Here is a 22,777-nt window from a genome sequence, read left to right as displayed (position 1 = left end):
ACGGCGTCCTTATCAGGCAGATTTCGGGGTGAGGCGCTCGAACAGCGCCTCCAGTGTATTAAAGCGGTCTTCCGCACGCTCCATCGGCACCATGAACCTGAAGATCGTGGCGCCTTCGAATTTGTAACGGTTGGGTTGCCCCTGGATCAGCTTGATCAGTGCCAGCGGATCGACCGGTGTGTCCGCGGTGAACTCGATGCGTCCGCCTTGCGGGCCGCCATCGATCTTCCTGATCCCCAGTTGCTCGGCTTGCAGCTTGAGCAGGGTCAGGCGCACCAGGTTCTTGGTGGGCTCGGGCAACAGGCCGAAGCGGTCGATCATCTCCACCTGCAGGTCCTTGAGGCCCTCCTCGTCGGTCGCCGAGGCGATGCGCTTGTAGAGGATCAGGCGCGCGTGCACATCCGGCAGGTAGTCCTCGGGGATCAGCGCCGGCAGGCGCAGGTTGATCTCCGGGCCGCCACCGAGCGGCTGGTCGAGGTTCGGCTGTTCGCCCTTGCGGATGGCCTTCACCGCGCGCTCGAGCATTTCCATGTACAGCGTGAAACCCACCGCCTGGATCTGCCCGCTCTGGCCGTCGCCCAGCAGTTCGCCGGCGCCGCGGATTTCCAGGTCGTTGGTGGCGAGGACGAAGCCGGCCCCCAGGTCCTGGGTGTTGGCGATCGCCTCCAGGCGCTTCTCCGCGTCGGCGGTGATCTGCTGGCGACCCGGCGTCAGCAGGTAGGCATAGGCCTGGTGGTGGCTGCGTCCGACCCGGCCGCGCAACTGGTGCAACTGGGCCAGGCCGAACTTGTCGGCCCGTTCGATGATGATGGTGTTGGCGCTCGGCACGTCGATACCGGTCTCGATGATGGTCGAGGCGATCAGCACGTTGAAGCGCTTGTGGTAGAAGTCGCTCATCACCTGTTCGAGTTCGCGCTCGCGCATCTGCCCGTGGCCGATGCCGATGCGCGCTTCCGGCACCAGCTCGGCGAGGTCGGCGGCGCACTTCTCGATGGTCTTCACGTCGTTGTGCAGGTAGTAGACCTGGCCGCCGCGCAGCAGCTCGCGCAGCAGCGCTTCCTTGACCGTGCTCTTGTTCTGCTCCATGACGAAGGTGCGCACCGACAGCCGGCGCGCCGGCGGCGTGGCGATGATCGACAGGTCGCGCATGCCCGACACGGCCATGTTCAGCGTGCGCGGAATCGGCGTGGCGGTCAGGGTGAGGATGTCGACCTCGCTGCGCAGGGCCTTGAGCTGTTCCTTCTGGCGTACGCCGAAACGGTGCTCCTCGTCGATGATCACCAGGCCGAGGTTCTTGATCTTCACGTCGTCCTGCAACAGCTTGTGGGTGCCGATGACGATGTCGATCTTGCCTTCGGCGAGGTCGGCGACGGCAGCGCTGACTTCCTTGGCGGACTTGAAGCGGCTCATCACCTCGACGGTCACCGGCCAGTCGGCGAAGCGGTCGCGGAAGCTGTTGTAATGCTGCTGGGCGAGCAGGGTGGTCGGCACCAGGATAGCCACCTGCCTGCCGCCGTGCACGGCGATGAACGCCGCGCGCATGGCCACTTCGGTCTTGCCGAAGCCGACGTCGCCGCAGACCAGACGATCCATCGGCTTGGCCGCCAGCATGTCGGCGCGTACCGCCTCGATGGCGCTCTGCTGGTCCGGCGTCTCTTCGAACGGGAAACCGGCGCTGAAGGTCGCATAGTCGGCCTTCGGATCGTTGAACGCATAGCCTTCGCGGGCGGCACGGCGGGCATAGATGTCGAGCAGTTCGGCCGCCACGTCGCGAACCTGTTCGGCGGCCTTGCGCTTGGCTTTCTGCCAGGTTTCCGAGCCCAGGCGGTGCAGCGGGGCGAGGGCATCGTCGCTGCCGGTATAGCGGGCGATCAGGTGCAGGTTGGCCACCGGCACGTAGAGTTTGGCGCCCTCGGCGTACTCCAGGGTGAGGAATTCGGCGGCCTGGTTTTCGATTTCCAGGGTCGCCAGCCCCAGATAGCGGCCGACGCCATGGTCGATGTGCACCACCGGTGCGCCTTCGCGCAGTTCGGTGAGGTTCTTGATCACCGCGTCGTTGTTGGCGTCGGCGCGTTTTTCCCGGCGGCGGCGCTGCATCACGCGCTGGCCGAACAGCGGGCTTTCGGCGATCAGGGCCAGGGCCGGGTCGTCGAGGACCAGGCCCTCGTCCAGCGGGGCGATGGTGATCGCCAGGCGTTCCTTGCCGGCGGCGAATTCCGGCCAGCTGTCGACGGTTTTCGGCCGCAGCTTGAGGCGTTCGAGCAGTTCCAGCAGGACTTCCCGGCGACCGGCGGATTCGGCGGTGAACAACACGCGGCCGGGGAACTGCTCGAGGAAGCCGGAGAGCGCCGCCAGCGGCTGGTTGGCCTTGGCTTCGATCGCCAGGTTCGGCAGCTCGCGGGCGGCGAAGCGCTCGCGGCCGACACCGGTTTCCACGTCCTGCTGGCTGGCGACGACCCGTGGCCAGCTCTTCAGGCGGGCGAAGCAGTCTTCCACCGGCAGGAACAGTTCGGCCGGCGGCAGCAGTGGCCGGGTCGGGTCGATACGGCGTTCCTCGTAGCGGTTGCGCACGTCGTTCCAGAAGTTCTCCGCGGCCTGCTCGATGCCCGGCAGGGAGAATACCTGGGTGTCCTGGGGCAGATAGTCGAACAGCGTCGAGGTTTCCTCGAAGAACAGCGGCAGGTAGTACTCGATGCCGGCGGGGGTGATCCCGCTGTTGAGGTCCTGGAAGATCGAGCAGCGGCGGAAGTCGACGTCGAAGCGTTCGCGAAAGCGCGCCTTGAAGCGGATCAGTGCTTCCTTCTGCAGCGGGAATTCCTTGGCCGGCAGCAGGCGTACCGAATCGACCTTGTCGATGGAGCGCTGGTTTTCCGGGTCGAAGGTGCGCAGCGTCTCGATCTCGTCATCGAACAGGTCGATGCGATAGGGCAGTTTGCTGCCCATCGGGAACAGGTCGACCAGGGCGCCGCGCACGGCGAATTCGCCGTGTTCGTAGACGGTGTCGACGCAGCGGTAGCCGGCCGCCTCCAGGCGGGTGCGCATCTGCTCCACGTCCAGCTTCTGGCCGACATCCAGCACCAGGCTGCTGCCGAGCAGGAATTTGGTCGGCGCCAGGCGGTGCAGGGCGGTGGTGATCGGCACCACCAGCACGCCATGCTCCAGTTCCGGCAGCCGGTAGAGGCTGGCGATACGCTGGGAGATGATGTCCTGGTGCGGCGAGAACAGGTCGTAGGGCAGGGTTTCCCAGTCCGGGAAATGCAGCACCGGCAGATCGGGGGCGAAGAAACTCAGCTCCTGCTCCAGCCGTTCGGCGCTCTGGCTGTCGGCGGTCAGGAGCAGGGTGAAGCGCCCGGCGGCGCTGGCAGCCTCGGCAATGGCCAGGCTCAGGGCGGCACCGGGGAGGTTGCCCCAGTGTTGTTTGCCTGTCGCGGCAGGCAGTAGCGGTAGACGCAGAACGGGCACGGAAGGTTGAGCTCCAAGCGTTGCGGCAAATTCATCAATTGTAACGGCCCCGGGTGCCGCCTGTCAGTCGCAGACTGTGTCTATTGCGTGGCGAGGAAAATGTAGTGGCTATGACAAAAAAAGGTGGTTTTTTCCTGAATATGTAGTGCGGTATTGCCGCTGTGTTTCGGAGGGTTACAGACAAGCCATGTCCTTCGCCCCAAAATAGGGCGCTCTGAAAGCCGCGTGTTTACTGGCCTGCGTGAGGGTCGTGATTTTTTCGAGGGAATTTTGTGTGACGAAGGGCGACAGTCGCGCATTGCTCGCAGAGCGACTCGGCGGCATAATGTAGCCCCTTTTTTAAGCCCCTACATGTGGAAGGTTCCCGTGACTCAGAAGCCCGACCAGTGTCTTGGTGAGTGGATTGATCGTGAAGCACTTGCAGAAGCGATGATTCCGCTGATCGGTCAGCTCTACCGCAACAACAATGTGGTGAGCTCGATCTATGGCCGCAGCCTGATCAACCAGTCTGTCATCGCGATTCTCAAGGCTCACCGCTTTGCTCGTCATCGTCAGAGCGACGATGCCGAACTGTCCGTCCACGAGACTTTCCCGCTGCTCAAGGCCATGAGCGAGCTCAAGCTGGGCGCCGCTTCGGTGGACCTGGGCAAGCTGGCGGTGAAATTCAAGGAACAAGGCAACGGCCGTAGCGCCGAGCAGTTCGTCCGTGAAGAACTGGCCGACGTGGTTGGCCAGCAGAACGCGGCCGCCCGCAAGGGTACCGACGTGGTGCTGTACGGCTTCGGTCGTATCGGTCGCCTGCTGGCCCGTATCCTGATCGAGAAGACCGGTGGCGGCGACGGCCTGCGCCTGCGTGCCATCGTCGTACGCAAGGGTGCCAACAACGACCTGACCAAGCGCGCCAGCCTGCTGCGTCGTGACTCGGTGCATGGTTCGTTCAACGGCACCATCGTCATCGACGAGGAAAACAACACCATCACCGCCAACGGCAACCTGATCCAGGTTATCTACGCGAAGAACCCGACCGAGGTGGACTACACCCAGTACGGCATCAAGGACGCCCTGCTGGTGGACAACACCGGTGTATGGCGTGACGCCGACGGCCTGGGCCAGCACCTGGCCTGCCCGGGTATCGACCGCGTGGTCCTGACCGCGCCGGGCAAGGGCAAGCTGAAGAACATCGTGCATGGTATCAACCATGCCGAGATCACGGCCGAGGACAAGATCGTTTCGGCGGCGTCCTGCACCACCAACGCCATCGTTCCGGTACTGAAGGCGGTCAACGACAAGTTCGGTATCGTCAACGGTCACGTTGAAACCGTTCACTCGTACACCAACGACCAGAACCTGATCGACAACTTCCACAAGGGCGATCGCCGTGGCCGCAGCGCCGCGCTGAACATGGTCATCACCGAAACCGGCGCTGCCACCGCTGCCGCCAAGGCCCTGCCTGAGCTGGCCGGCAAGCTGACCGGTAACGCGATCCGCGTTCCGACGCCGAACGTGTCGATGGCGATCCTGAACCTGAACCTGGGTACCGCCACCACTCGCGAAGAGATCAACGAGTACCTGCGCTACATGGCGCTGCACTCGGACCTGCACAAGCAGATCGACTTCGTGAACTCGCAGGAAGTGGTTTCCACCGACTTCGTCGGTTCGCGCCACGCCGGTGTGGTCGACGCCGAAGCGACCATCTGCAACGACAACCGTGTTGTTCTGTACGTCTGGTACGACAACGAATTCGGTTACAGCTGCCAGGTGGTCCGCGTGATGGAAGACATGGCCGGGGTCAACCCGCCAGCGTTCCCACGCTAAGCGACTGCAAATGAAAACGCCCCGACTTGTCGGGGCGTTTTTTTTGAGGCGCATTCAAGGATGGTTTGCAGGACATCTTTCGCGGGCAAGCCCTGCTCCTACAGTCCGAAGTCGTACCTGAATCCAATGTACGACCCAAACCTGTAGGAGCAGGGCTTGCCCGCGAAGCTTCTCTTATCTTACGCCGCGGTCTGCGCGGTGCGCAGCGCATGCTTGTTGCCACGGAACAGTACCAGCGTCGCGATCAGCCCCAGCACCGCTGCGCCGCTGAGCCAGATGCCCGGTGCCGCCTTGTTGTCCAGTACATGGATCAGGTAGGTGCAGGCCGCCGGCGTGAAACCGCCGAAGGTCGCGGTCGCCAGGCTGTAGGCCAGGGAGAAGCCGGTGGTACGCACTTCGGTCGGCATGATTTCGGTCAGGGCCACCACCATCGCACCGTTATACGAACCGTAGAGGAACGACAGCCACAGTTCGGCGATCAGCAGGCGGCTGAAGCTCGGGTCGGCCACCAGCCAGGACAGCACCGGGTAAGCGGTGAGGATGGCCAGGATGGTCGCCGCCAGCAGCAGTGGCTTGCGGCCGATCTTGTCGGAAACGCTGCCCATCACCGGCAACCAGAAGAAGTTCGACAGGCCGATGCACACGGTCACCAGCAGGGCATCGAAATCCGACAGGTGCAGTTCGGCCTTGCCGAAGGTCGGGGTGTAGGCGGTGATCAGGTAGAAGGACACCGTGGTCATCACTACCATGGCCATGCCTGCCAGCACCAGGCCGAAGTTCTGGCCGATCGAGCGCATCACTTCCGACAGGGTTGGGCGATGCTTGCGTGCCTGGAATTCGGGCGTTTCCTCCAGCGAGCGACGGATGATGAAGATCGCCGGAACGATCAGGCAGCCGACCAGGAACGGTACGCGCCAGCCCCATTCCCCCATCTGCTCGGGGCTCAGCCAGTGGTTCAGGCCCACGCCCAGCAGGCCGGCGAAGACCACCGCGGCCTGTTGGCTGGCGGACTGCCAACTGACGAAGAAGCCCTTGCGGCCCGGTGTCGAGATCTCGGCCAGGTAGACCGAGACGCCGCCCAGTTCCACGCCCGCGGAAAAGCCTTGCAGCAGGCGGCCCAGCAGCACCAGCAGGGGAGCGGCGACGCCGAGGGTCGAGTAGCCCGGTACGCAGGCGATCAGCACCGTACCGGCGGCCATCAGGGCCAGGGTGATGATCAGGCCCTGGCGGCGACCGTGGCGGTCGATGTAGGCACCGAGGAAAATCGCCCCCAATGGACGCATCAGGAAGCCGGCGCCAAAGGTGGCCAGCGAGAGCATCAGGGAAGCGAAGGCGCTGTCGGAGGGGAAGAAGGTTTTAGCGATGGCCGTGGCGTAGAAGCCATAGACCATGAAGTCGAACATCTCAAGGAAGTTGCCGCTGACAACGCGAAAGATCGCCTTGCCCTTGCCCGTATTCGAGGCCATTTTTATTCACTCACTTTGGCTGTCTTATAAGCAATCCTTCGTTTTGCTCGTCCTTACTGACTCTTTCAAGCATGCACACGCTGGCAGAACAGTTTTGTAACGATATGTGTATTAAGGTTGTCGGGCAACAAAAAAACGAGCTTGCTGGCTAAATGGCATAAGCCACGGGGTAGAGCGTTCGCTGTGGATCTTAGGGGAGTGGGAAGCATGCATTGCCCTGATGAATACTGGGCCTGCTTTAATTTGGCGCATAATGCGTAGCTCTGAATTGTGCCGACTGCGAGCCTATGCCCTCTCTTCAGTTCTTCAGGATGGTTCTGCGATCACCCGGCCCATGGCTGGCGGGTGCGGTCCTGGCGCTATCAAGCGGTTGCGACGGGCAGGGCGCGCTGGAGCGTTTTGGCGGCCCGACCATGGGCAGCAGCTACTCGCTCCAGTATGTGCGCCGTGCTGGCGGGCCAGCGCCTGCCAGGGTCAAGGACGAGGTCGAGGCGATCCTGGCCCAGGTCGACCGGCAGATGTCGACCTATCGCGGCGACTCGGACATCGTCCGCTTCAATGCTCTGCCGGCCAACCGTTGCCAGGTCATGCCGGCGTCGATTCTCGAACTGGTGCGCACGGGGGAGGCGCTGTCCGTTGCGAGTGACGGTGCCTACGACCTGACGGTCGAACCGCTGATGAATCTCTGGGGCTTCGGCCCGCAGGGGCGTGTGGAAAAGGTCCCGGATGCCGCGCAACTGGCGGCGGCCCGCCAGCGGGTCGGCCATTCCCATCTGCATGTCGATGGCGAACGCTTGTGCAAGGACGCCGCGGTGGAGGTCGATTTCGACAGCATTGCCGCAGGCTACACTGTGGACCGGATTGCCACGCGGCTGGTGCAGATGGGGATCGACAGTTTTCTCGTCGAGGTCACGGGCGAGCTCAAGGCCGTGGGGCGCAAGCCCGATGGCGGTTCCTGGCGGGTTGCCCTGGAGGCGCCGCGGGACGATCGGCAGGTCGCGCAACGGATCGTCGACATCGACGGTTATGGGGTGTCCACTTCAGGTGACTATCGCAATTATTTCGAGCAGGATGGCAAGCGCTATTCCCATACCTTCGATGCGTTGACCGGCGCGCCGGTCACCCATGACCTTGCGGCGGTCACGGTGATTCATCCCTCGACGCTGATGGCCGATGGCTTGTCGACGCTGTTGCTGATCCTCGGCCCGGAGCGGGGTTGGGACTATGCGGAAAAACACGATATCGCTGCTTTTTTTGTGATCCGTGCCGATAAAGCTTTCGTCACACGAACGAATTCGGCGTTTGACAGATTGCCGAAGGCTGCTGCGCATTAACATGTAGTGCAGGCAAAGCTGGCTTACGACGCGACCAAGGGTTAATGTGCGCGGCGTTCACGCATCTATAGACTGCACACCGAGATTTGATCCTTCATGTCGCTGCCGCGACGTGATTTAGCCGCAGGTGCCAGAGGGGTGCCTCGGCCTGTTCTGAGGAGTACGCATGGCTGTCTACAACTACGACGTAGTGGTACTGGGTTCCGGCCCCGCTGGAGAGGGTGCGGCAATGAACGCCGCCAAGGCAGGGCGCAAGGTCGCGATGGTCGACAGCCGCCGTCAGGTCGGTGGCAACTGCACCCACCTGGGGACCATCCCGTCCAAGGCCTTGCGTCACTCCGTGCGGCAGATCATGCAGTTCAACACCAACCCGATGTTCCGGGCCATCGGCGAGCCGCGCTGGTTCTCCTTCCCGGACGTGCTCAAGAGCGCCGAGAAGGTGATCGCCAAGCAGGTCGCCTCGCGCACCGGCTACTACGCCCGCAACCGGGTCGACCTGTTCTTCGGTACCGGCAGCTTCGCCGACGAACAGACCGTCGAAGTGGTCTGCCCCAACGGCGTGGTCGAAAAACTGGTGGCCAAGCACATCATCATCGCCACCGGCTCGCGCCCCTATCGCCCGGCCGACATCGATTTCAACCACCCGCGTATCTACGATAGCGACACCATCCTCAGCCTGGGCCACACTCCGCGCAAGCTGATCATCTATGGTGCCGGGGTGATCGGTTGCGAATACGCGTCGATCTTCAGTGGCCTGGGGGTACTGGTCGAACTGGTGGACAACCGTGACCAGTTGCTGAGCTTCCTCGATTCGGAAATTTCCCAGGCGTTGAGCTACCACTTCAGCAACAACAACATCACCGTGCGCCACAACGAGGAGTACGACCGGGTCGAGGGCCTGGACAACGGGGTGATCCTGCACCTGAAGTCGGGCAAGAAGATCAAGGCCGACGCCTTGCTCTGGTGTAACGGCCGTACCGGCAACACCGACAAGCTGGGCATGGAGAACATCGGCGTCAAGGTCAACGGCCGTGGCCAGATCGAGGTGGACGAGAACTACCGTACCTGCCAGCCGAATATCTACGGTGCCGGCGACGTGATCGGCTGGCCGAGTCTGGCCAGTGCCGCCCACGACCAGGGCCGCTCGGCTGCGGGCAGCATCGTCGACAACGGCAGCTGGCGCTATGTCAACGATGTGCCGACCGGTATCTACACCATTCCGGAGATCAGTTCGATCGGCAAGAACGAGCATGAGCTGACCAAGGCCAAGGTGCCGTACGAAGTGGGCAAGGCATTCTTCAAGAGCATGGCCCGCGCCCAGATCGCCGGCGAGCCGCAAGGCATGCTGAAGATCCTGTTCCACCGCGAGACCCTGGAAGTGCTCGGTGTGCACTGCTTCGGCTACCAGGCTTCGGAGATCGTCCACATCGGCCAGGCGATCATGAACCAGCCGGGTGAGAACAACACCCTGAAGTACTTCGTCAACACCACCTTCAACTACCCGACCATGGCCGAAGCCTATCGGGTAGCTGCCTACGATGGCCTGAACCGGCTTTTTTGAGCGGCTCCGGCCGGTGGCCTGAGCCGGCCGGGGAGACCGATTTCAGCCTTTCCCAAGTGTGGCCGTGGCCAAACCGGGAAAGTCTGTAATCAGGCTATCGACGCCGAAGTCGGCGAGCCTGCGCATCAGCGCCGGCTCGTTGACTGTCCACACCGACACGTGCAGACCCTGACGCTGGGCCTTGAGCAGGCGTTCCGGGGTGCAGAGTGTCCAGTTCAGTGCCAGGAACTCGCAGCCATAGCTCTGGGCGACCTTCAGTGGGTCGAGCCAGGCATATTCGGCCACCAGGCCGCGTGACAGGTCCGGGGTCAGCTCCAGGGCGGCCTTGAGCACTTCGCGGGAGCTGGAGGTGATGGTGACCTTGTCCAGCAGGCCGAAGCGCTGTGCCAGTTCTCGAATCGCCAGTACCGTGGTCGCCGCGCGGGTGCGCGAGGCGCTCTTGACCTCCAGTTGCCAGTGCTCGAAATCGCACTGCTCGAACAGTTCCTCCAGGCGCGGGATCGGGCAGGCGGTGAGCCAGCCGGGGCCACCCTTGCGCGCATCGTAGGTCACCAGCTCGGCGGCGGTGTGCTCGACCACCTTGCCACGCCGGTCGGTGGTGCGTTTGAGGGTCGGGTCATGGATGACCATCAGTTCGCCATCCATGGACAGGTGCAAGTCCAACTCGCAGCGGCGGACGCCGTGTTTGAGGCATTCCTGGAAACTGGTCAGGGTGTTTTCCGGCGCTTCGCCTTTGGCGCCACGATGGCCATAAATCAGAGTCACGACTGCTCCTTACAAGGGAAAAATGATTCGGCAAGTAATCGGGGGCGCACGATGAACCCGAGGCTCAATGGGCCTCGGGGTCGTTCTGCTCGCGGGCCAGGCGCCGTTGCTGCGCCTGTTTCTGCAAGATATAGCGGGCCAGCAACTGGCGCTGGGCATCGGTCAATGATTCGAACTCGGTGCCGATTTCGAACGAGCCCAGGCTCTGCGGTTCGCAATGGGTGACCTTGGCCCGCAGCAACAGGCCCAGTGCCTGCGGCATCAGCACCAGCTTGATCGCCAGTCGGGTGCCGGCCGGGTAGGCCACGTCATGGCCGAACTCGATACCGCCTTCGGAGAGGACCACCGACTGCGGCTCGCCGATTTCGCCGAGGATGGTCATGGCCATCACCTGGCTCAGCAGATCGATGCGCTTGTTCTGGGATTTCAGGTAGGCTGAGAGGGCGCGGTCGCGCTCGGTGACCTGGCGCAGCAGGTGCTGCGACTCGAACTCGCTCAGGTGCAGTTCGCTCAACAGGTTGAAGAGCGGCGACGCATCCTGCAACACATCCTTGCCCGCTGCGTCGGCGGCGGACAGGGGGCGGATTTCCAGTGCGATCGTGTCCTCGATACGGTAGTATTCGCGGCGATCTTCTTCATCTAATGTCGACATGGCGAACCCAAGGCAGAGGCAATGGTCTGAGTGTAAAGCTGCTGACCCGCCCTCGCCACATGGACGTCTTCTTTTCCTTCGAACCAGCCCCCGACATGTTCAGACCACTCTTCGTATTTATCGGTACGCGTTATACCCGTGCAAAGCGTCGCAACCATTTTGTCTCCTTCATCTCCCTGACTTCGATCATCGGCCTCGCCCTGGGCGTGGTGGTGATGATCGTGGTGCTGTCGGTGATGAACGGCTTCGACCGGGAAATGCGCGATCGCGTGCTGGGCATGGTGCCCCACGCCACCATCGAATCGGGCGAGCCGATCAGCGACTGGCAGAGCCTGGCGGACAAGGTCCGGCAGAACCCGCAGGTGGCCGCCGTGGCACCCTTCACCCAGATGCAGGGGCTGCTGACCAACAACGGCCAGGTGCAGAAGGTGCTGCTCAACGCCATCGACCCGGCGCAGGAGCGCAAGGTGTCGATCATCGACCGCTTCATGCAGCAGGGCCAGCTCGATGCCCTGGCGCCGGGCAGCTTCGGCATCGTCATCGGTGACAAGGCCGCGACCAAGCTTGGCGTCGGCCTTGGCGACAAGCTGACCTTCGTCGCCCCGGAGGTTTCGGTGACGCCGGCGGGCATGTTCCCGCGGATGAAGCGCTTCACCGTGGTCGGGATCTTTCATGTCGGTGCCGGCGAGCTGGATGGCTACCTGGGCCTGACCAACCTCGACGACCTGGCGCGCCTGCACCGCTGGAAGCCGGACCAGGTCCAGGGGCTGCGGCTGAAGTTCGACGACCTGTTCCAGGCGCCGCGCACGGCCTGGGAGATCGCCCAGCAGTTGGGCGAAAACCATTACTACGCCCGTGACTGGACCCGTACCCACGGCAACCTGTACCAGGCGATCAAGATGGAAAAGGCCATGATCGGCCTGCTATTGCTGCTGATCGTCGCGGTTGCCGCGTTCAACATCATTTCGACGCTGGTGATGGTGGTGAACGACAAGAAGGGCGATATCGCGATCCTGCGCACCCTGGGCGCCACGCCCGGGCAGATCATGGCGATCTTCATGGTCCAGGGCAGTGTGATCGGCGTGGTCGGCACACTCATTGGTGCGGCGGTGGGGATCTTCGCCGCGCTGAATGTCAGTGCCGCGATCTCCGCCCTCGAAGGCCTGATCGGCCACAAGTTCCTCAATGCCGACGTGTATTTCATCGACTACCTGCCGTCCCAACTGATGGCCGAGGACGTGTTGATGGTCTGTGGCGCGGCATTGGTCCTGAGTTTCCTCGCCACCCTGTATCCAGCCTGGCGTGCGGCGCGCACCCAGCCTGCGGAGGCGCTACGTTATGAGTGAGTTGGGCATGAGTGATAAAGCAGTGCTGAGTTGCCGCAACCTGGGCAAATCCTACGAGGAGGGCCCGGAGTCGGTGGTGGTGCTGTCCGGTCTGCAGCTTGAGCTGTACGCGGGCGAGCGGGTGGCGATCGTCGGCAGTTCCGGTTCGGGCAAGAGTACCTTGCTCAACCTGCTGGGCGGGCTGGATACGCCGTCCAAGGGGAGTGTCTGGCTGGCCGGCGAGGAGTTGTCGGCGCTGGGCGAAAAGGCCCGTGGATTGCTGCGCAACCGTGCGCTGGGCTTCGTCTACCAGTTCCACCACCTGCTGCCGGAATTCACCGCCCTGGAGAACGTCTGCATGCCGCTGCTGATCGGCCGTACGGCGATCCCCGAGGCGCGTCAGCGCGCCACGGCTTTGCTGGAGCGGGTAGGGCTGGGGCATCGCCTGGAGCACAAGCCGGCCGAGTTGTCCGGCGGTGAGCGCCAGCGCGTGGCGATCGCCCGGGCACTGGTGAACAAGCCCGGCCTGGTGATGCTCGACGAGCCGACCGGCAACCTCGACCACCATACCGCCCAGGGTATCCAGGACCTGATGCTGGAGCTCAGCACTTCGATGCAGACCGCGTTCCTGGTGGTGACCCATGACATGAACCTGGCGCGCCAGATGGACCGTGTGCTGCACCTGACCGACGGCAAGCTGGTCGCAATCTGATTCGCCCTGGCCGGCCCTGTGGGTGTCCTCGGTGGCCGGCTCGATTATTTTCTACGGTGGCCTGCGAATGTTCAGACCGTTATCGATTTTCATCGGCACGCGCTACACCCGTGCCAAACGCCGCAACCGTTTTGTCTCGTTCATCTCGATGACCTCGATGATTGGCCTCGCCCTGGGCGTGCTGGCGATGATCGTGGTGCTGTCGGTGATGAACGGCTTCCAGAAGGAAATGCAGTCGCGGATTCTCGGCATGGTGCCCCACGCGACCATCGTCGGGGTCAAGCCCATCGACGACTGGCAGCCGGTGGCTGCCGCGGCGATGCGCAATCCCCAGGTCACCGCGGCGGTGCCGTTCACCGAGATGGACGGCATGCTGTCGTACAAGGGGGCGATGCAGCCGATCCAGATCAGCGGGGTCGACCCGGCCCAGGAAGGCAAGGTCTCGATCGTTGCCCAGCATATCGTCCAGGGCAGGCTGGAAGACCTGAAGCCGGGCGAGTTCGGCGTGGTGATCGGTGAGATCACCGCCCGGCGTTTCCGCCTCAATGTCGGCGACAAGCTGACCCTGATCGTCCCGGAAGTGAGCCCCGATCCGGGTGGCATCACCCCACGCATGCAGCGCCTGAACGTGGTGGGCGTGTTCAAGGTCGGTGCCGAACTGGATGGTTCCATGGCGTTGATCCACATGGCCGACGCGGCGCAGATCCAGCACTGGCAGCCGAACCAGGTGCAGAGCGTGCGCCTGGCGGTCAAGGACCTGTATGCCGCGCCGCAGGTCTCCACCGCCATCGCCGGCGACCTGGGCGCCGGCTACAAGGCCGATGACTGGACTCACACCCAGGGGAGCCTGTTCAGCGCGATGAAGATGGAAAAGACCATGATCGGCCTGTTGCTGCTGATGATCGTCGCGGTGGCGGCGTTCAACATCATCGCGACGCTGATCATGGTGGTGAACGACAAGGGCGCGGACATCGCCATCCTGCGTACCATCGGCGCCACGCCGCGGCAGATCATGGCGATCTTCATGGTCCAGGGCACGGTGATCGGTATCGTCGGCACCCTGATCGGCGGTGTGCTCGGCGTGATCGCGGCGTTGAACGTCAGTGAGCTGGTGGGCTGGATCGAGCGGATCAGCGGGCAGCACATCTTCAGTTCCGACGTCTACTTCGTCAGCAACCTGCCGTCGCAGTTGCAGGGGGGAGATGTGGTGTTGATCTGTTCGGCCGGGTTCATCATGAGCTTTCTCGCGACGCTCTATCCGGCGTATCGCGCGGCGAAGACCGAGCCGGCGCAGGCGTTGCGCTACTCGTAAGCCGGGATACCGTTTTCGCGGGCAAGCCCGGCTCCTACAGATCGGTGTCGTATGCATCATGGGTGAACGACGCCGGACTGTAGGAGCCGGGCTTGCCCGCGAAGAGGCCCTCAAGCCTGGCACGGCAATTCGATGATGAACCGTGTCCAGCCTCCCTCCGATTCACAATGAATCCGCCCACCATGGGCCCGCACGATCGATTGGGTAATCGCCAGTCCCAGGCCGGCATGCTCGTTGCTCCCTTCATGGCGGGCCGGATCCGCCCTATAGAACCGGTCGAACAGCCGCGGCAGCGCTTGCGCCGCGATCCCTTCACCGCTGTTCTGCACACTGACACGCAGGCCTGCTGCCGTCGTCTCCAGATTGATCCGGATTTCACCACCCATCGGCGTGAAGCGCAGCGCGTTGTCCAGCAGATTGGACAGCGCCCGGCGCAACATGCTGCGATCGCCCAGCAGTTTCGCCGTGCCGCTGCGGCTCACGCGGACCTGGTTGTCTTCGGCCAGTGGTGCGAAGAACTCCAGCAGCACATCGGCCTCGTCGGCCAGTTCCAGCTGCTCGAACCTCGGGTTCAGCAGGCCATGGTCGGCCTTGGCCAGGTACAGCATGTCGTTGACCAGTTGCGCCATCCATTGCAGTTCCTCGAGGTTGCTGTGCAGCGCCTCGCGATAGTCCTCGAGTGGGCGTGGTCGGGTCAGGGTGACCTGGGTGTGGGTGAGCAGGTTCGACAGCGGCGTGCGCAGTTCGTGGGCGATATCGGCGGAGAACGCCGAGAGTCGCTGGAACGAGTCCTCCAGGCGCCCGAGCATGGCGTTGAAGGCCTGCCCCAGCTCGGCCAGCTCCGCCGGCATCTGCCCGATGCCTAGGCGTTGGGTCAGCGAGTGGGCGCAGATGCCGCCCGCCACTTCGCTCATGCGTCGCAGGGGGCGCAGGCCGCTGCGGGCGGCCCAGGCGCCGAGCAGGGCGGTGGCCAGGGCCGAAAGGCCGACCGTCAGCCAGATCAACTGCTGCATGCGCTGCAGGAAATGCTGGTGATGGGTGATGTCGAGGATCAGCGTCAGTTGGGCGGAGTCCGCCCGGCCCGGCGTCAGCGGTACATTGAAGATCCGGTAGGCGCTGGTGCCGCTCAGCAGGCTGTTCAGTCCGGCTTGGGCGGGCAGTTTCTCGGGCAGGGCGCGGGCGCTGTCGAACCAGAGCTGGCCGTCGGCGCCGTGGATTCTCAGGGCCAGGTCGGGGCGCAGGTTGATTTCGCCTTGCAGGCGCTCGTGCAGCGGCTGGAAGTCGCCGAGGTCGGCCACCTGGCCCAGCAGGCTGCGCAGTTCGGCCAGGCGCCCATCCAGCAACTGCTGGTCGAGTTCGACGAAGTGCGACTCGCTGGCCCGGCTGAACAGCACGCCGGCCACCAGCGACACCGTTGCGGTACAGGCGGCGAACAGCAGCGCCAGGCGCCCGGCGAGAGACAGACGCCGCATCACAGGGCCCGTTCTTCGAGTACGTAGCCCATGCCGCGCACGGTATGGATCAGCTTGTTGGAGTGGGCATCATCGATTTTCAGGCGCAGGCGGCGGATGGCGACCTCGATGACATTGGTGTCGCTGTCGAAATTCATGTCCCAGACCTGGGAAGCGATCAGCGATTTGGGCAGCACTTCGCCCTGGCGGCGCAGGAGCATTTCCAGCAGGGCGAATTCCTTGGCGGTCAGGTCGACGCGCTGGCCGGCCCGTTCGACCCGGCGGCGGATCAGGTCCAGGCGCAGGTCGGCAACCTGCAGGCTGGTGTCCTGGGTATTGCCGCCACCACGGCGCAGCAGGCTGCGGACCCGGGCCAGCAGTTCGGAAAAGGCGAAGGGCTTGACCAGGTAGTCGTCGGCACCCAGTTCCAGGCCGTGGACCCGGTCTTCTACCGCGTCGCGGGCAGTGAGGAACAGCACCGGGATTTCCAGGCCGGCGGCGCGCACCGTCTGGAGGATCTGCCAGCCGTCGCGGCCGGGCAGCATGACGTCGAGGATCAGCAGGTCGTAGTCGCCGGTCAGCGCCAGGTGCTGGCCGCTGGTGCCATCCGCCACCAGCTCGCAGTTGAAGCCGGCCTCGTTGAGGCCCTGGCGCAGGTATTGGCCGGTTTTCGCTTGGTCTTCGACGATCAGCAGTTTCATGGATGACTCGTGGCAAATGGAACGGTAACGTTATACAGGTCGTCCGGCGCTTCGGGCCCAAGCTGACAAAGTTGTAATCTGCCGGTCAGGCTGGTGGCAGCGCTCTGGTTCTACAGTCTTGCACAGAGTGAAACCTATTCCATTGGAGTGTGACCATGTTTGTGCGCAACAGCCTCGTGTTTGCCGGCCTGCTGCTGAGTTCCGCGGCCCTGGCCTCGCCCGCCGGGCATTATGACTTCGGTCAGCCGGCACCGGCCTCGAAGGCGACCCGTACCATCGAAGTGACCATGACCGATATCGCTTTCGATGCCAAGGAGCTGGAGGTCAAGGCCGGCGAGACCGTGCGTTTCGTGCTGGTCAACAAGGGTCAATTGCTGCATGAGTTCAACCTGGGCGAGGCGGCGATGCATGCCGCGCACCAGCAGGAAATGCTCAAGATGCAGCAGAGCGGCATGTTGACGCCGACCGGCATGAAGATGCCGGCGATGGATCATTCCAGCATGGCGGGCGGTGCCATGGATCACGGCATGATGAAGCATGACGACCCCAACAGCGTGCTGGTCGAGCCAGGCAAGACCGCCGAACTGACCTGGACCTTCAGCAAGGCCGGCAGCCTGGAGTTCGCCTGCAATATCCCCGGTCACTACCAGGCGGGCATGGTTGGCCGGCTGAAAATTGACCGCTGAGGCAGGTCGTCTGCCTTTGCACGCTGAAAGCCGGGCGTAAACCCGATAGACTTGTCGGGTTCATTCTTTCAGGTTTTCGTTATGCATCCCGCAGCCGAACATTCGCCGCTGGGCAAGTCCAGTGAATACATCGCCACTTATACGCCATCCTTGCTGTTCCCGATTCCGCGCGCCGCGAAATGGGCCGAGCTGGGGTTGAGTGCCGAGACCTTGCCCTATCACGGCGTGGACTTCTGGAACTGCTTCGAGCTGTCCTGGCTGCTGCCGTCCGGCAAGCCGGTGGTGGCCATCGGCGAGTTCAGCATTCCGGCCGACTCGCCGAACATCATCGAGTCCAAGTCGTTCAAGCTGTATCTCAACTCCCTGAACCAGACGCCGTTTGCCGATATCCCGAGCCTGGAGGCGGTGCTGCGCGCCGATCTGTCGGCGGCGGCGGGCAAGCCGGTGGGGGTGCGTATTCGTCGGCTGGGCGACGTACAGGCAGAAGGTGTGGTGGCCTTGCCGGGCACCTGTATCGATGACCTGGATATCAGTGTCAGTGACTACGCCCATCCGCGTCCTGAGCTGCTGCGTTGCGATCCGTCGCGCGTGGTCGAGGAAAGCGTGCACAGCCATCTGCTCAAGTCCAACTGCCCGGTGACCAGCCAGCCGGACTGGGGCAGCGTGGTGGTGGAATATCGTGGGGCCGCGCTGGACCATGCCAGCCTGCTGGCGTACCTGGTGAGTTTCCGTCAGCACTCGGACTTCCACGAGCAGTGCGTGGAGCGGATCTTCCTCGACCTGCAGCGGTTGCTCAAGCCGGAAAAACTGACGGTGTATGCGCGCTATGTGCGCCGGGGCGGGCTGGATATCAACCCGTATCGCAGTACCGAGGTGGTGGCGTTCCAGAACCGGCGGCTGGTACGCCAGTAACCCATCTGGTACGCCTCTGTGGGAGGCGGTTCCCCTCAGAGCTGACGGCTTCTGCGCAGCGGGTCAGGCCAAGTGAGCAGGCATGAAAAAGCCCCGACGAGTCGGGGCTTTTTCCATTGCGCTGTCGCTTAGGCCTGAACGACCGGGATCTTCGCGTTGGCCGCGGCTTCGCGGAACTCGGCGATCTGGTCGAAGCTCAGGTAGCGATAGATGTCGGCAGCCATGCTGTCGATGTTCTTCGCGTACTCCATGTACTCCTCGACGGTCGGCAGCTTGCCGAGAATCGAAGAGACCGCCGCCAGCTCGGCCGAAGCCAGGTAGACGTTGGTGGAGTCACCCAGGCGGTTCGGGAAGTTACGGGTCGAGGTGGAGACCACGGTCGAACCGGTCTGCACACGTGCCTGGTTACCCATGCACAGCGAGCAGCCCGGCATTTCCATGCGCGCACCGGCCTTGCCGTAGATGCCGTAGTAGCCTTCCTCGGTCAGCTGGTGAGCGTCCATCTTGGTCGGCGGAGCCAGCCACAGACGGGTCGGGATGCCGCCCTTGACCTTGTCCAGCAGCTTGCCGGCAGCGCGGAAGTGACCGATGTTGGTCATGCACGAACCGATGAACACTTCGTCGATCTTGTCACCGGCAACGGTGGACAGCAGACGGGCGTCGTCCGGGTCGTTCGGCGCGCAGAGCACAGGCTCCTTGACGTCGGCCAGGTCGATCTCGATGACCGCGGCGTACTCGGCGTCCTTGTCGGCTTCCAGCAGTTCGGGCTTGGCCAGCCAGGCTTCCATCGCCTGGGCGCGACGCTCCATGGTGCGGGCATCGCCGTAGCCTTCGCCGATCATCCAGCGCAGCAGGGTGATGTTCGACTTCAGGTATTCGGCGATCGCCTCTTCCGGCAGCTTGATGGTGCAGCCGGCAGCGGAACGCTCGGCCGAGGCGTCGGACAGTTCGAAGGCTTGTTCGACGGTCAGGTCGTTCAGGCCTTCGATCTCCAGGATGCGGCCGGAGAAGATGTTCTTCTTGCCTTTCTTCTCTACGGTCAGCAGGCCCTGCTGGATCGCGTAGTAAGGGATGGCGTGAACCAGGTCGCGCAGGGTGATGCCAGGCTGCAGCTTGCCCTTGAAGCGAACCAGTACCGACTCGGGCATGTCCAGCGGCATGACGCCGGTGGCGGCCGCGAAGGCCACCAGGCCGGAACCGGCCGGGAAGGAGATACCGATCGGGAAGCGGGTGTGGGAGTCGCCACCGGTGCCGACGGTGTCAGGCAGCAGCATGCGGTTCAGCCAGCTGTGGATGATGCCGTCGCCTGGACGCAGGGACACGCCGCCACGAGTCATGATGAAGTCGGGCAGGGTGTGGTGGGTCTTGACGTCGATCGGCTTCGGATACGCCGCGGTGTGGCAGAAGGACTGCATCACCAGGTCGGCGGAGAAGCCCAGGCAGGCCAGGTCCTTCAGTTCGTCACGGGTCATTGGACCGGTGGTGTCCTGGGAGCCGACGGTGGTCATCTTCGGTTCGCAGTAGGTGCCCGGGCGGATGCCCTCGACGCCGCAAGCCTTGCCGACCATCTTCTGCGCCAGGGTGAAGCCCTTGGTGCTGGCCGCCGGTGCTTCAGGTGCCTTGAACAGGTCCGATGGTGGCAGGCCCAGCTCGGCGCGAGCCTTGCCGGTCAGGCCGCGACCGACGATCAGCGGAATACGGCCGCCGGCGCGGACTTCGTCCAGCAGTACTTCGGTTTTCAGTTCGAAGCTGGTGACCAGCTCGTCGCTGCCGTGGCGGCGCACTTCGCCCTTGAACGGATAGACGTCGATGACGTCGCCCATGGCCAGGTTGGTGCAGTCGAACTCGATCGGCAGGGCGCCGGCGTCTTCCATGGTGTTGTAGAAGATCGGGGCGATCTTGGTGCCGAAGCAGAAGCCACCGGCGCGCTTGTTCGGTACGTACGGAATGTCGTCGCCGAAGAACCACAGCACCGAGTTGGTGGCGGATTTGCGCGAGGAACCGGTACCGACCACGTCACCGACGTAGGCAACCGGGAAGCCCTTGGCCTTGACCGCTTCGATCTGTGCCAGTGGGCCGACCGAACCTGGCTGGGAAGGCTCGATGCCGTCGCGGGCCATTTTCAGCATGGCCAGGGCGTGCAGCGGAATGTCGGGGCGCGACCAGGCGTCCGGGGCAGGGGACAGGTCGTCGGTGTTGGTTTCGCCAGGCACCTTGAACACGGTCAGGGTGTATTTCTCGGCGATGGCCGGACGGGCGGTGAACCATTCACCGGCGGCCCAGGATTCCAGGACGGCCTTGGCGTGGGCGTTGCCAGCCTTGGCTTTTTCAGCCACGTCGTGGAAAGCGTCGAACATCAGCAGGGTGTACTTGAGTTGCTCGGCGGCAACCGGCGCCAGCTCGGCGTCGTCCAGCAGGGCAACCAGGGTCTCGATGTTGTAGCCGCCCTGCATGGTGCCGAGCAGTTCAACCGCGCGCTTCTTGTCCAGCAGCGGGGACTTGGCTTCGCCCTTGGCCAGGGCGGAAAGGAAGCCGGCCTTTACGTAGGCGGCTTCGTCCACTCCAGGCGGAACGCGGTTGGTGATCAAGTCTACGAGGAAAGCTTCTTCGCCAGCCGGGGGGTTCTTCAGCAGCTCGACCAGGCCTGCGGTTTGTTCGGCGTTAAGCGGCTGGGGCACGATACCCAGGGCTGCGCGCTCTTCGATATGTTTGCGGTAGGCTTCAAGCACAGTTATTACCCTCATCAGTGGTCCCAAATGGGTGTCCGGGACGCTCATCCAGAAATGCACGGCACTCATGCGCTGTAGGGGCTTTTTGGGCCGCTTGGCCAGAGTTTCCGCGATTTCCAACAGAAGCTGTTTTCAAAGTTTTACGCCTTCGGAACGGAGCAGATGAGGGTCGGCGCGGGAACTTCCGGGCGGAAATTCCCGAGCCAACGTCGTTCTTCAGGATGAGGGTGACTGACACCCGGCGGATGAAGCGCCCTGGGACGGCTCCACCCTAAACTGTGCTCGTGACGCTTTGAAAACAGCTTCCAACGGACATTGGCGCCTAAAAAGGCAGAACGATTCTACGGCATATTCCAAAGAAAGGTAAGGTAAGCCCTACAGGTTCGGGGGTGACCCTTGTTAGACAAAGGGCTAACATGCGGGCCTGTTTTGCTTCCGCGCGTTTGTCCTGCCCATGCCCAATCAGACTATCAAGACCCCCTGCGTCGGCCTCTGCTCCACGGTTTACGGTGACCTGGTGTGTCGCGGCTGCAAACGCTTCCACCATGAAGTGATCCACTGGAATGGCTACAGCGAGGAGCAGAAGCGTGCGGTGTGGCTGCGTCTGGAACAGTTGCTGGTGCAGGTGATGGTGGCCAAGCTGGAGGTGTTCGACCCGCTCAGGCTGCGCCAGCAACTGGAGGCGCGCAAGATCCGCTTCGTGCCCCATCAGTCGGAGTATTGCTGGGCCTATCAGCTGATTGCGCGAGGAGCGCGGGTGATCAACCAGCTGGAGGCCTATGGCATGGTGCTGCTGCCGGAGTTTCGTGACTGGGGGCTGCCGGAGTTGCGCGATGCCATCGATCGCGAGTTCTTCCTGCTGTCCGAGGCGCACTACGAGCGCTATATCGCGCCGGGGTTTCTCAAGGAGGCGCTGGGCCCCTGAACCGGACGCCGGCAGGCCTCAGCCCCTGGCCAGTTCCTCCAGGTGGTCGGTGATCTCCTGGGTCTTGAGCACCAGCACATCACTTTCCAGTGAGTCCAGCACCACTTCCGCGGTATTGCCGATCAGTGCCCCGGAAATCCCGGTCCGCGCCACCGTGCCGATCACCGTGACCACTGCGCCCAGCTTGTGGGCCGTGTGCGGAATCAAGACGTCCGCCGGCCCCTCGGCAATGTGCAGGTGTTCGTCATCGACGTCGAATTCCGCCTGGAAGGCCCGGCATTGCTCGCGATAGCGCGCCTCGATGGTTTCCCGCAACTGGTACACCGGATCGGCGGCCGAGAGCATCGGCGAGGGATGGGCGCTGATCACGTGAAGGTGGCCCTTGGCCAGGCTGGCTATGTCATAGCCATGATCGATGATGTTCGCATGCAGGTGTCGATGGCCCTCGTCGGCGTTGCCGACATCCACCGCGGCGAGAATCACCCCGCCGGCCCAGGGCGTCTCGGTCTTGACCATCAGCACCGCGCAGGGGCAGAAACGCAGCAGTTTCCAGTCCGAAGGGGTCAGCAGGGCCCTTTTCAGCGGGCTGTCGGGGCGGTGCTGCTTGATCACCAGGCCGCAGCCTTCGGCCTGTTGCACGCCGATGATGGTGTCGTGCAGGGTCTTGTCCCAGGACTGTTCCGCCGTGGCGCTGTAGCCGTCGTCATGCAACTGGCTCTTGAGCAGCGAGAGCAGGGCGCTATGGTCGTGCCGCGGGTCGCACATCAGCAGATGCAGGTGGGCATCCGTGACCTTGGCGATCAGTTTGGCGCGGTTGAGCGCCAGGCTGTGGGCGTGATCGGGGTCGAGTATCACCAGAATGCTGCGAATGGCTTGCATGGTCAGCGTGCTCCCAGAGGTTCGAAGGCGGCATGACCTAACTATAGTTGCCCTGCGTTCGCCCCGAACTTGATGCATATCAAGGACGAT

Annotated in this window: 17 protein-coding genes; 9 read left to right on the top strand and 8 right to left on the bottom strand. The window is 63.3% G+C overall.

What is annotated here, in order from left to right:
- Positions 1-12 precede the first annotated feature (12 nt).
- Positions 13-3,462, bottom strand: a complete 3,450-nt coding sequence (gene mfd / locus PF66_RS22610) for a transcription-repair coupling factor (protein WP_054063877.1) — start codon at positions 3,460-3,462, stop codon at positions 13-15.
- Between the two features lie 351 nt (positions 3,463-3,813).
- Between mfd and PF66_RS22605 the strand changes: the two genes are divergently transcribed.
- Entirely contained in the window at positions 3,814-5,277 is a 1,464-nt protein-coding gene (locus PF66_RS22605) for a glyceraldehyde-3-phosphate dehydrogenase (protein WP_054057095.1), read from the top strand.
- A 179-nt stretch (positions 5,278-5,456) separates the two neighbouring features.
- Here the strand turns inward: PF66_RS22605 and PF66_RS22600 are convergent, their stop codons facing one another.
- Positions 5,457-6,743: an MFS transporter gene (locus PF66_RS22600; protein WP_017906674.1), complete on the bottom strand. Its 1,287-nt coding sequence runs from the start codon at positions 6,741-6,743 to the stop codon at positions 5,457-5,459.
- Between the two features lie 311 nt (positions 6,744-7,054).
- Between PF66_RS22600 and PF66_RS22595 the strand changes: the two genes are divergently transcribed.
- Both PF66_RS22595 and sthA read left to right on the top strand, forming a co-directional pair.
- A complete protein-coding gene (locus tag PF66_RS22595) occupies positions 7,055-8,077 on the top strand; it encodes an FAD:protein FMN transferase (RefSeq protein WP_152973071.1) in 1,023 nt (340 codons plus the stop codon).
- Between the two features lie 166 nt (positions 8,078-8,243).
- Positions 8,244-9,638, top strand: a complete 1,395-nt coding sequence (sthA, locus tag PF66_RS22590) for a Si-specific NAD(P)(+) transhydrogenase (protein ID WP_054060446.1) — start codon at positions 8,244-8,246, stop codon at positions 9,636-9,638.
- 42 nt (positions 9,639-9,680) lie between these two features.
- Here the strand turns inward: sthA and PF66_RS22585 are convergent, their stop codons facing one another.
- Complete coding sequence (locus PF66_RS22585) at positions 9,681-10,403, bottom strand: glycerophosphodiester phosphodiesterase (RefSeq protein WP_054060447.1); 723 nt, start codon at positions 10,401-10,403, stop codon at positions 9,681-9,683.
- A gap of 64 nt (positions 10,404-10,467) precedes the next feature.
- Positions 10,468-11,055, bottom strand: a complete 588-nt coding sequence (locus PF66_RS22580; protein ID WP_054060448.1) for a PilZ domain-containing protein — start codon at positions 11,053-11,055, stop codon at positions 10,468-10,470.
- A gap of 95 nt (positions 11,056-11,150) precedes the next feature.
- Here PF66_RS22580 and PF66_RS22575 point away from each other — a divergent pair, with 95 nt between their 5' ends.
- The 3 genes from PF66_RS22575 (at position 11,151) to PF66_RS22565 (ending at position 14,404) form a co-directional block, all read left to right on the top strand.
- On the top strand, positions 11,151-12,401 hold the full coding sequence (locus PF66_RS22575; RefSeq protein ID WP_054060452.1) for a lipoprotein-releasing ABC transporter permease subunit: 1,251 nt from the start codon (positions 11,151-11,153) through the stop codon (positions 12,399-12,401).
- Between the two features lie 7 nt (positions 12,402-12,408).
- Entirely contained in the window at positions 12,409-13,092 is a 684-nt protein-coding gene (gene lolD / locus PF66_RS22570; RefSeq protein ID WP_162491352.1) for a lipoprotein-releasing ABC transporter ATP-binding protein LolD, read from the top strand.
- A gap of 67 nt (positions 13,093-13,159) precedes the next feature.
- Positions 13,160-14,404 (top strand): lipoprotein-releasing ABC transporter permease subunit, encoded by a 1,245-nt coding sequence (locus PF66_RS22565; RefSeq protein WP_054060450.1) that lies wholly within the window; start codon positions 13,160-13,162, stop codon positions 14,402-14,404.
- 110 nt (positions 14,405-14,514) lie between these two features.
- Here the strand turns inward: PF66_RS22565 and PF66_RS22560 are convergent, their stop codons facing one another.
- Together PF66_RS22560 and PF66_RS22555 are read right to left on the bottom strand one after the other, a co-directional pair.
- Positions 14,515-15,876, bottom strand: a complete 1,362-nt coding sequence (locus PF66_RS22560; RefSeq protein WP_054063876.1) for a heavy metal sensor histidine kinase — start codon at positions 15,874-15,876, stop codon at positions 14,515-14,517.
- Positions 15,876-16,556 carry a heavy metal response regulator transcription factor gene (locus PF66_RS22555; protein WP_054063875.1) on the bottom strand — a complete coding sequence of 227 codons (681 nt, stop codon included), beginning with the start codon at positions 16,554-16,556 and terminating at the stop codon, positions 15,876-15,878. The genes PF66_RS22560 and PF66_RS22555 overlap by 1 nt, the downstream gene beginning before the upstream one ends.
- A 155-nt stretch (positions 16,557-16,711) precedes the next feature.
- Here PF66_RS22555 and PF66_RS22550 point away from each other — a divergent pair, with 155 nt between their 5' ends.
- A complete protein-coding gene (locus tag PF66_RS22550) occupies positions 16,712-17,242 on the top strand; it encodes a cupredoxin domain-containing protein (protein ID WP_054060716.1) in 531 nt (176 codons plus the stop codon).
- An 81-nt stretch (positions 17,243-17,323) separates the two neighbouring features.
- On the top strand, positions 17,324-18,154 hold the full coding sequence (gene queF / locus PF66_RS22545) for an NADPH-dependent 7-cyano-7-deazaguanine reductase QueF (RefSeq protein WP_054060715.1): 831 nt from the start codon (positions 17,324-17,326) through the stop codon (positions 18,152-18,154).
- Positions 18,155-18,282: 128 nt separating this feature from the next.
- Here queF and acnB read toward each other — a convergent pair whose 3' ends face one another.
- Positions 18,283-20,883, bottom strand: a complete 2,601-nt coding sequence (acnB, locus tag PF66_RS22540; RefSeq protein WP_054060714.1) for a bifunctional aconitate hydratase 2/2-methylisocitrate dehydratase — start codon at positions 20,881-20,883, stop codon at positions 18,283-18,285.
- Between the two features lie 454 nt (positions 20,884-21,337).
- On the opposite strand from acnB, the gene PF66_RS22535 reads away from it, so the two are divergent.
- Positions 21,338-21,808: a DUF1289 domain-containing protein gene (locus tag PF66_RS22535; RefSeq protein WP_054060713.1), complete on the top strand. Its 471-nt coding sequence runs from the start codon at positions 21,338-21,340 to the stop codon at positions 21,806-21,808.
- 18 nt (positions 21,809-21,826) lie between these two features.
- Here PF66_RS22535 and PF66_RS22530 read toward each other — a convergent pair whose 3' ends face one another.
- The gene (locus PF66_RS22530; RefSeq protein WP_054060712.1) at positions 21,827-22,687 is read right to left on the bottom strand and encodes a universal stress protein; all 861 of its coding nucleotides are present in this window, start codon (positions 22,685-22,687) and stop codon (positions 21,827-21,829) included.
- Between the last annotated feature and the right edge of the window lie 90 nt (positions 22,688-22,777).

The organism is Pseudomonas asplenii, from assembly GCF_001293465.1.
In the GTDB taxonomy this organism is placed as follows: Bacteria; Pseudomonadota; Gammaproteobacteria; order Pseudomonadales; family Pseudomonadaceae; genus Aquipseudomonas; species Aquipseudomonas fuscovaginae_B.
The sequence above is the reverse complement of the archived record's forward strand: the minus strand, read 5'-3'. Positions and strand labels throughout refer to the sequence as shown.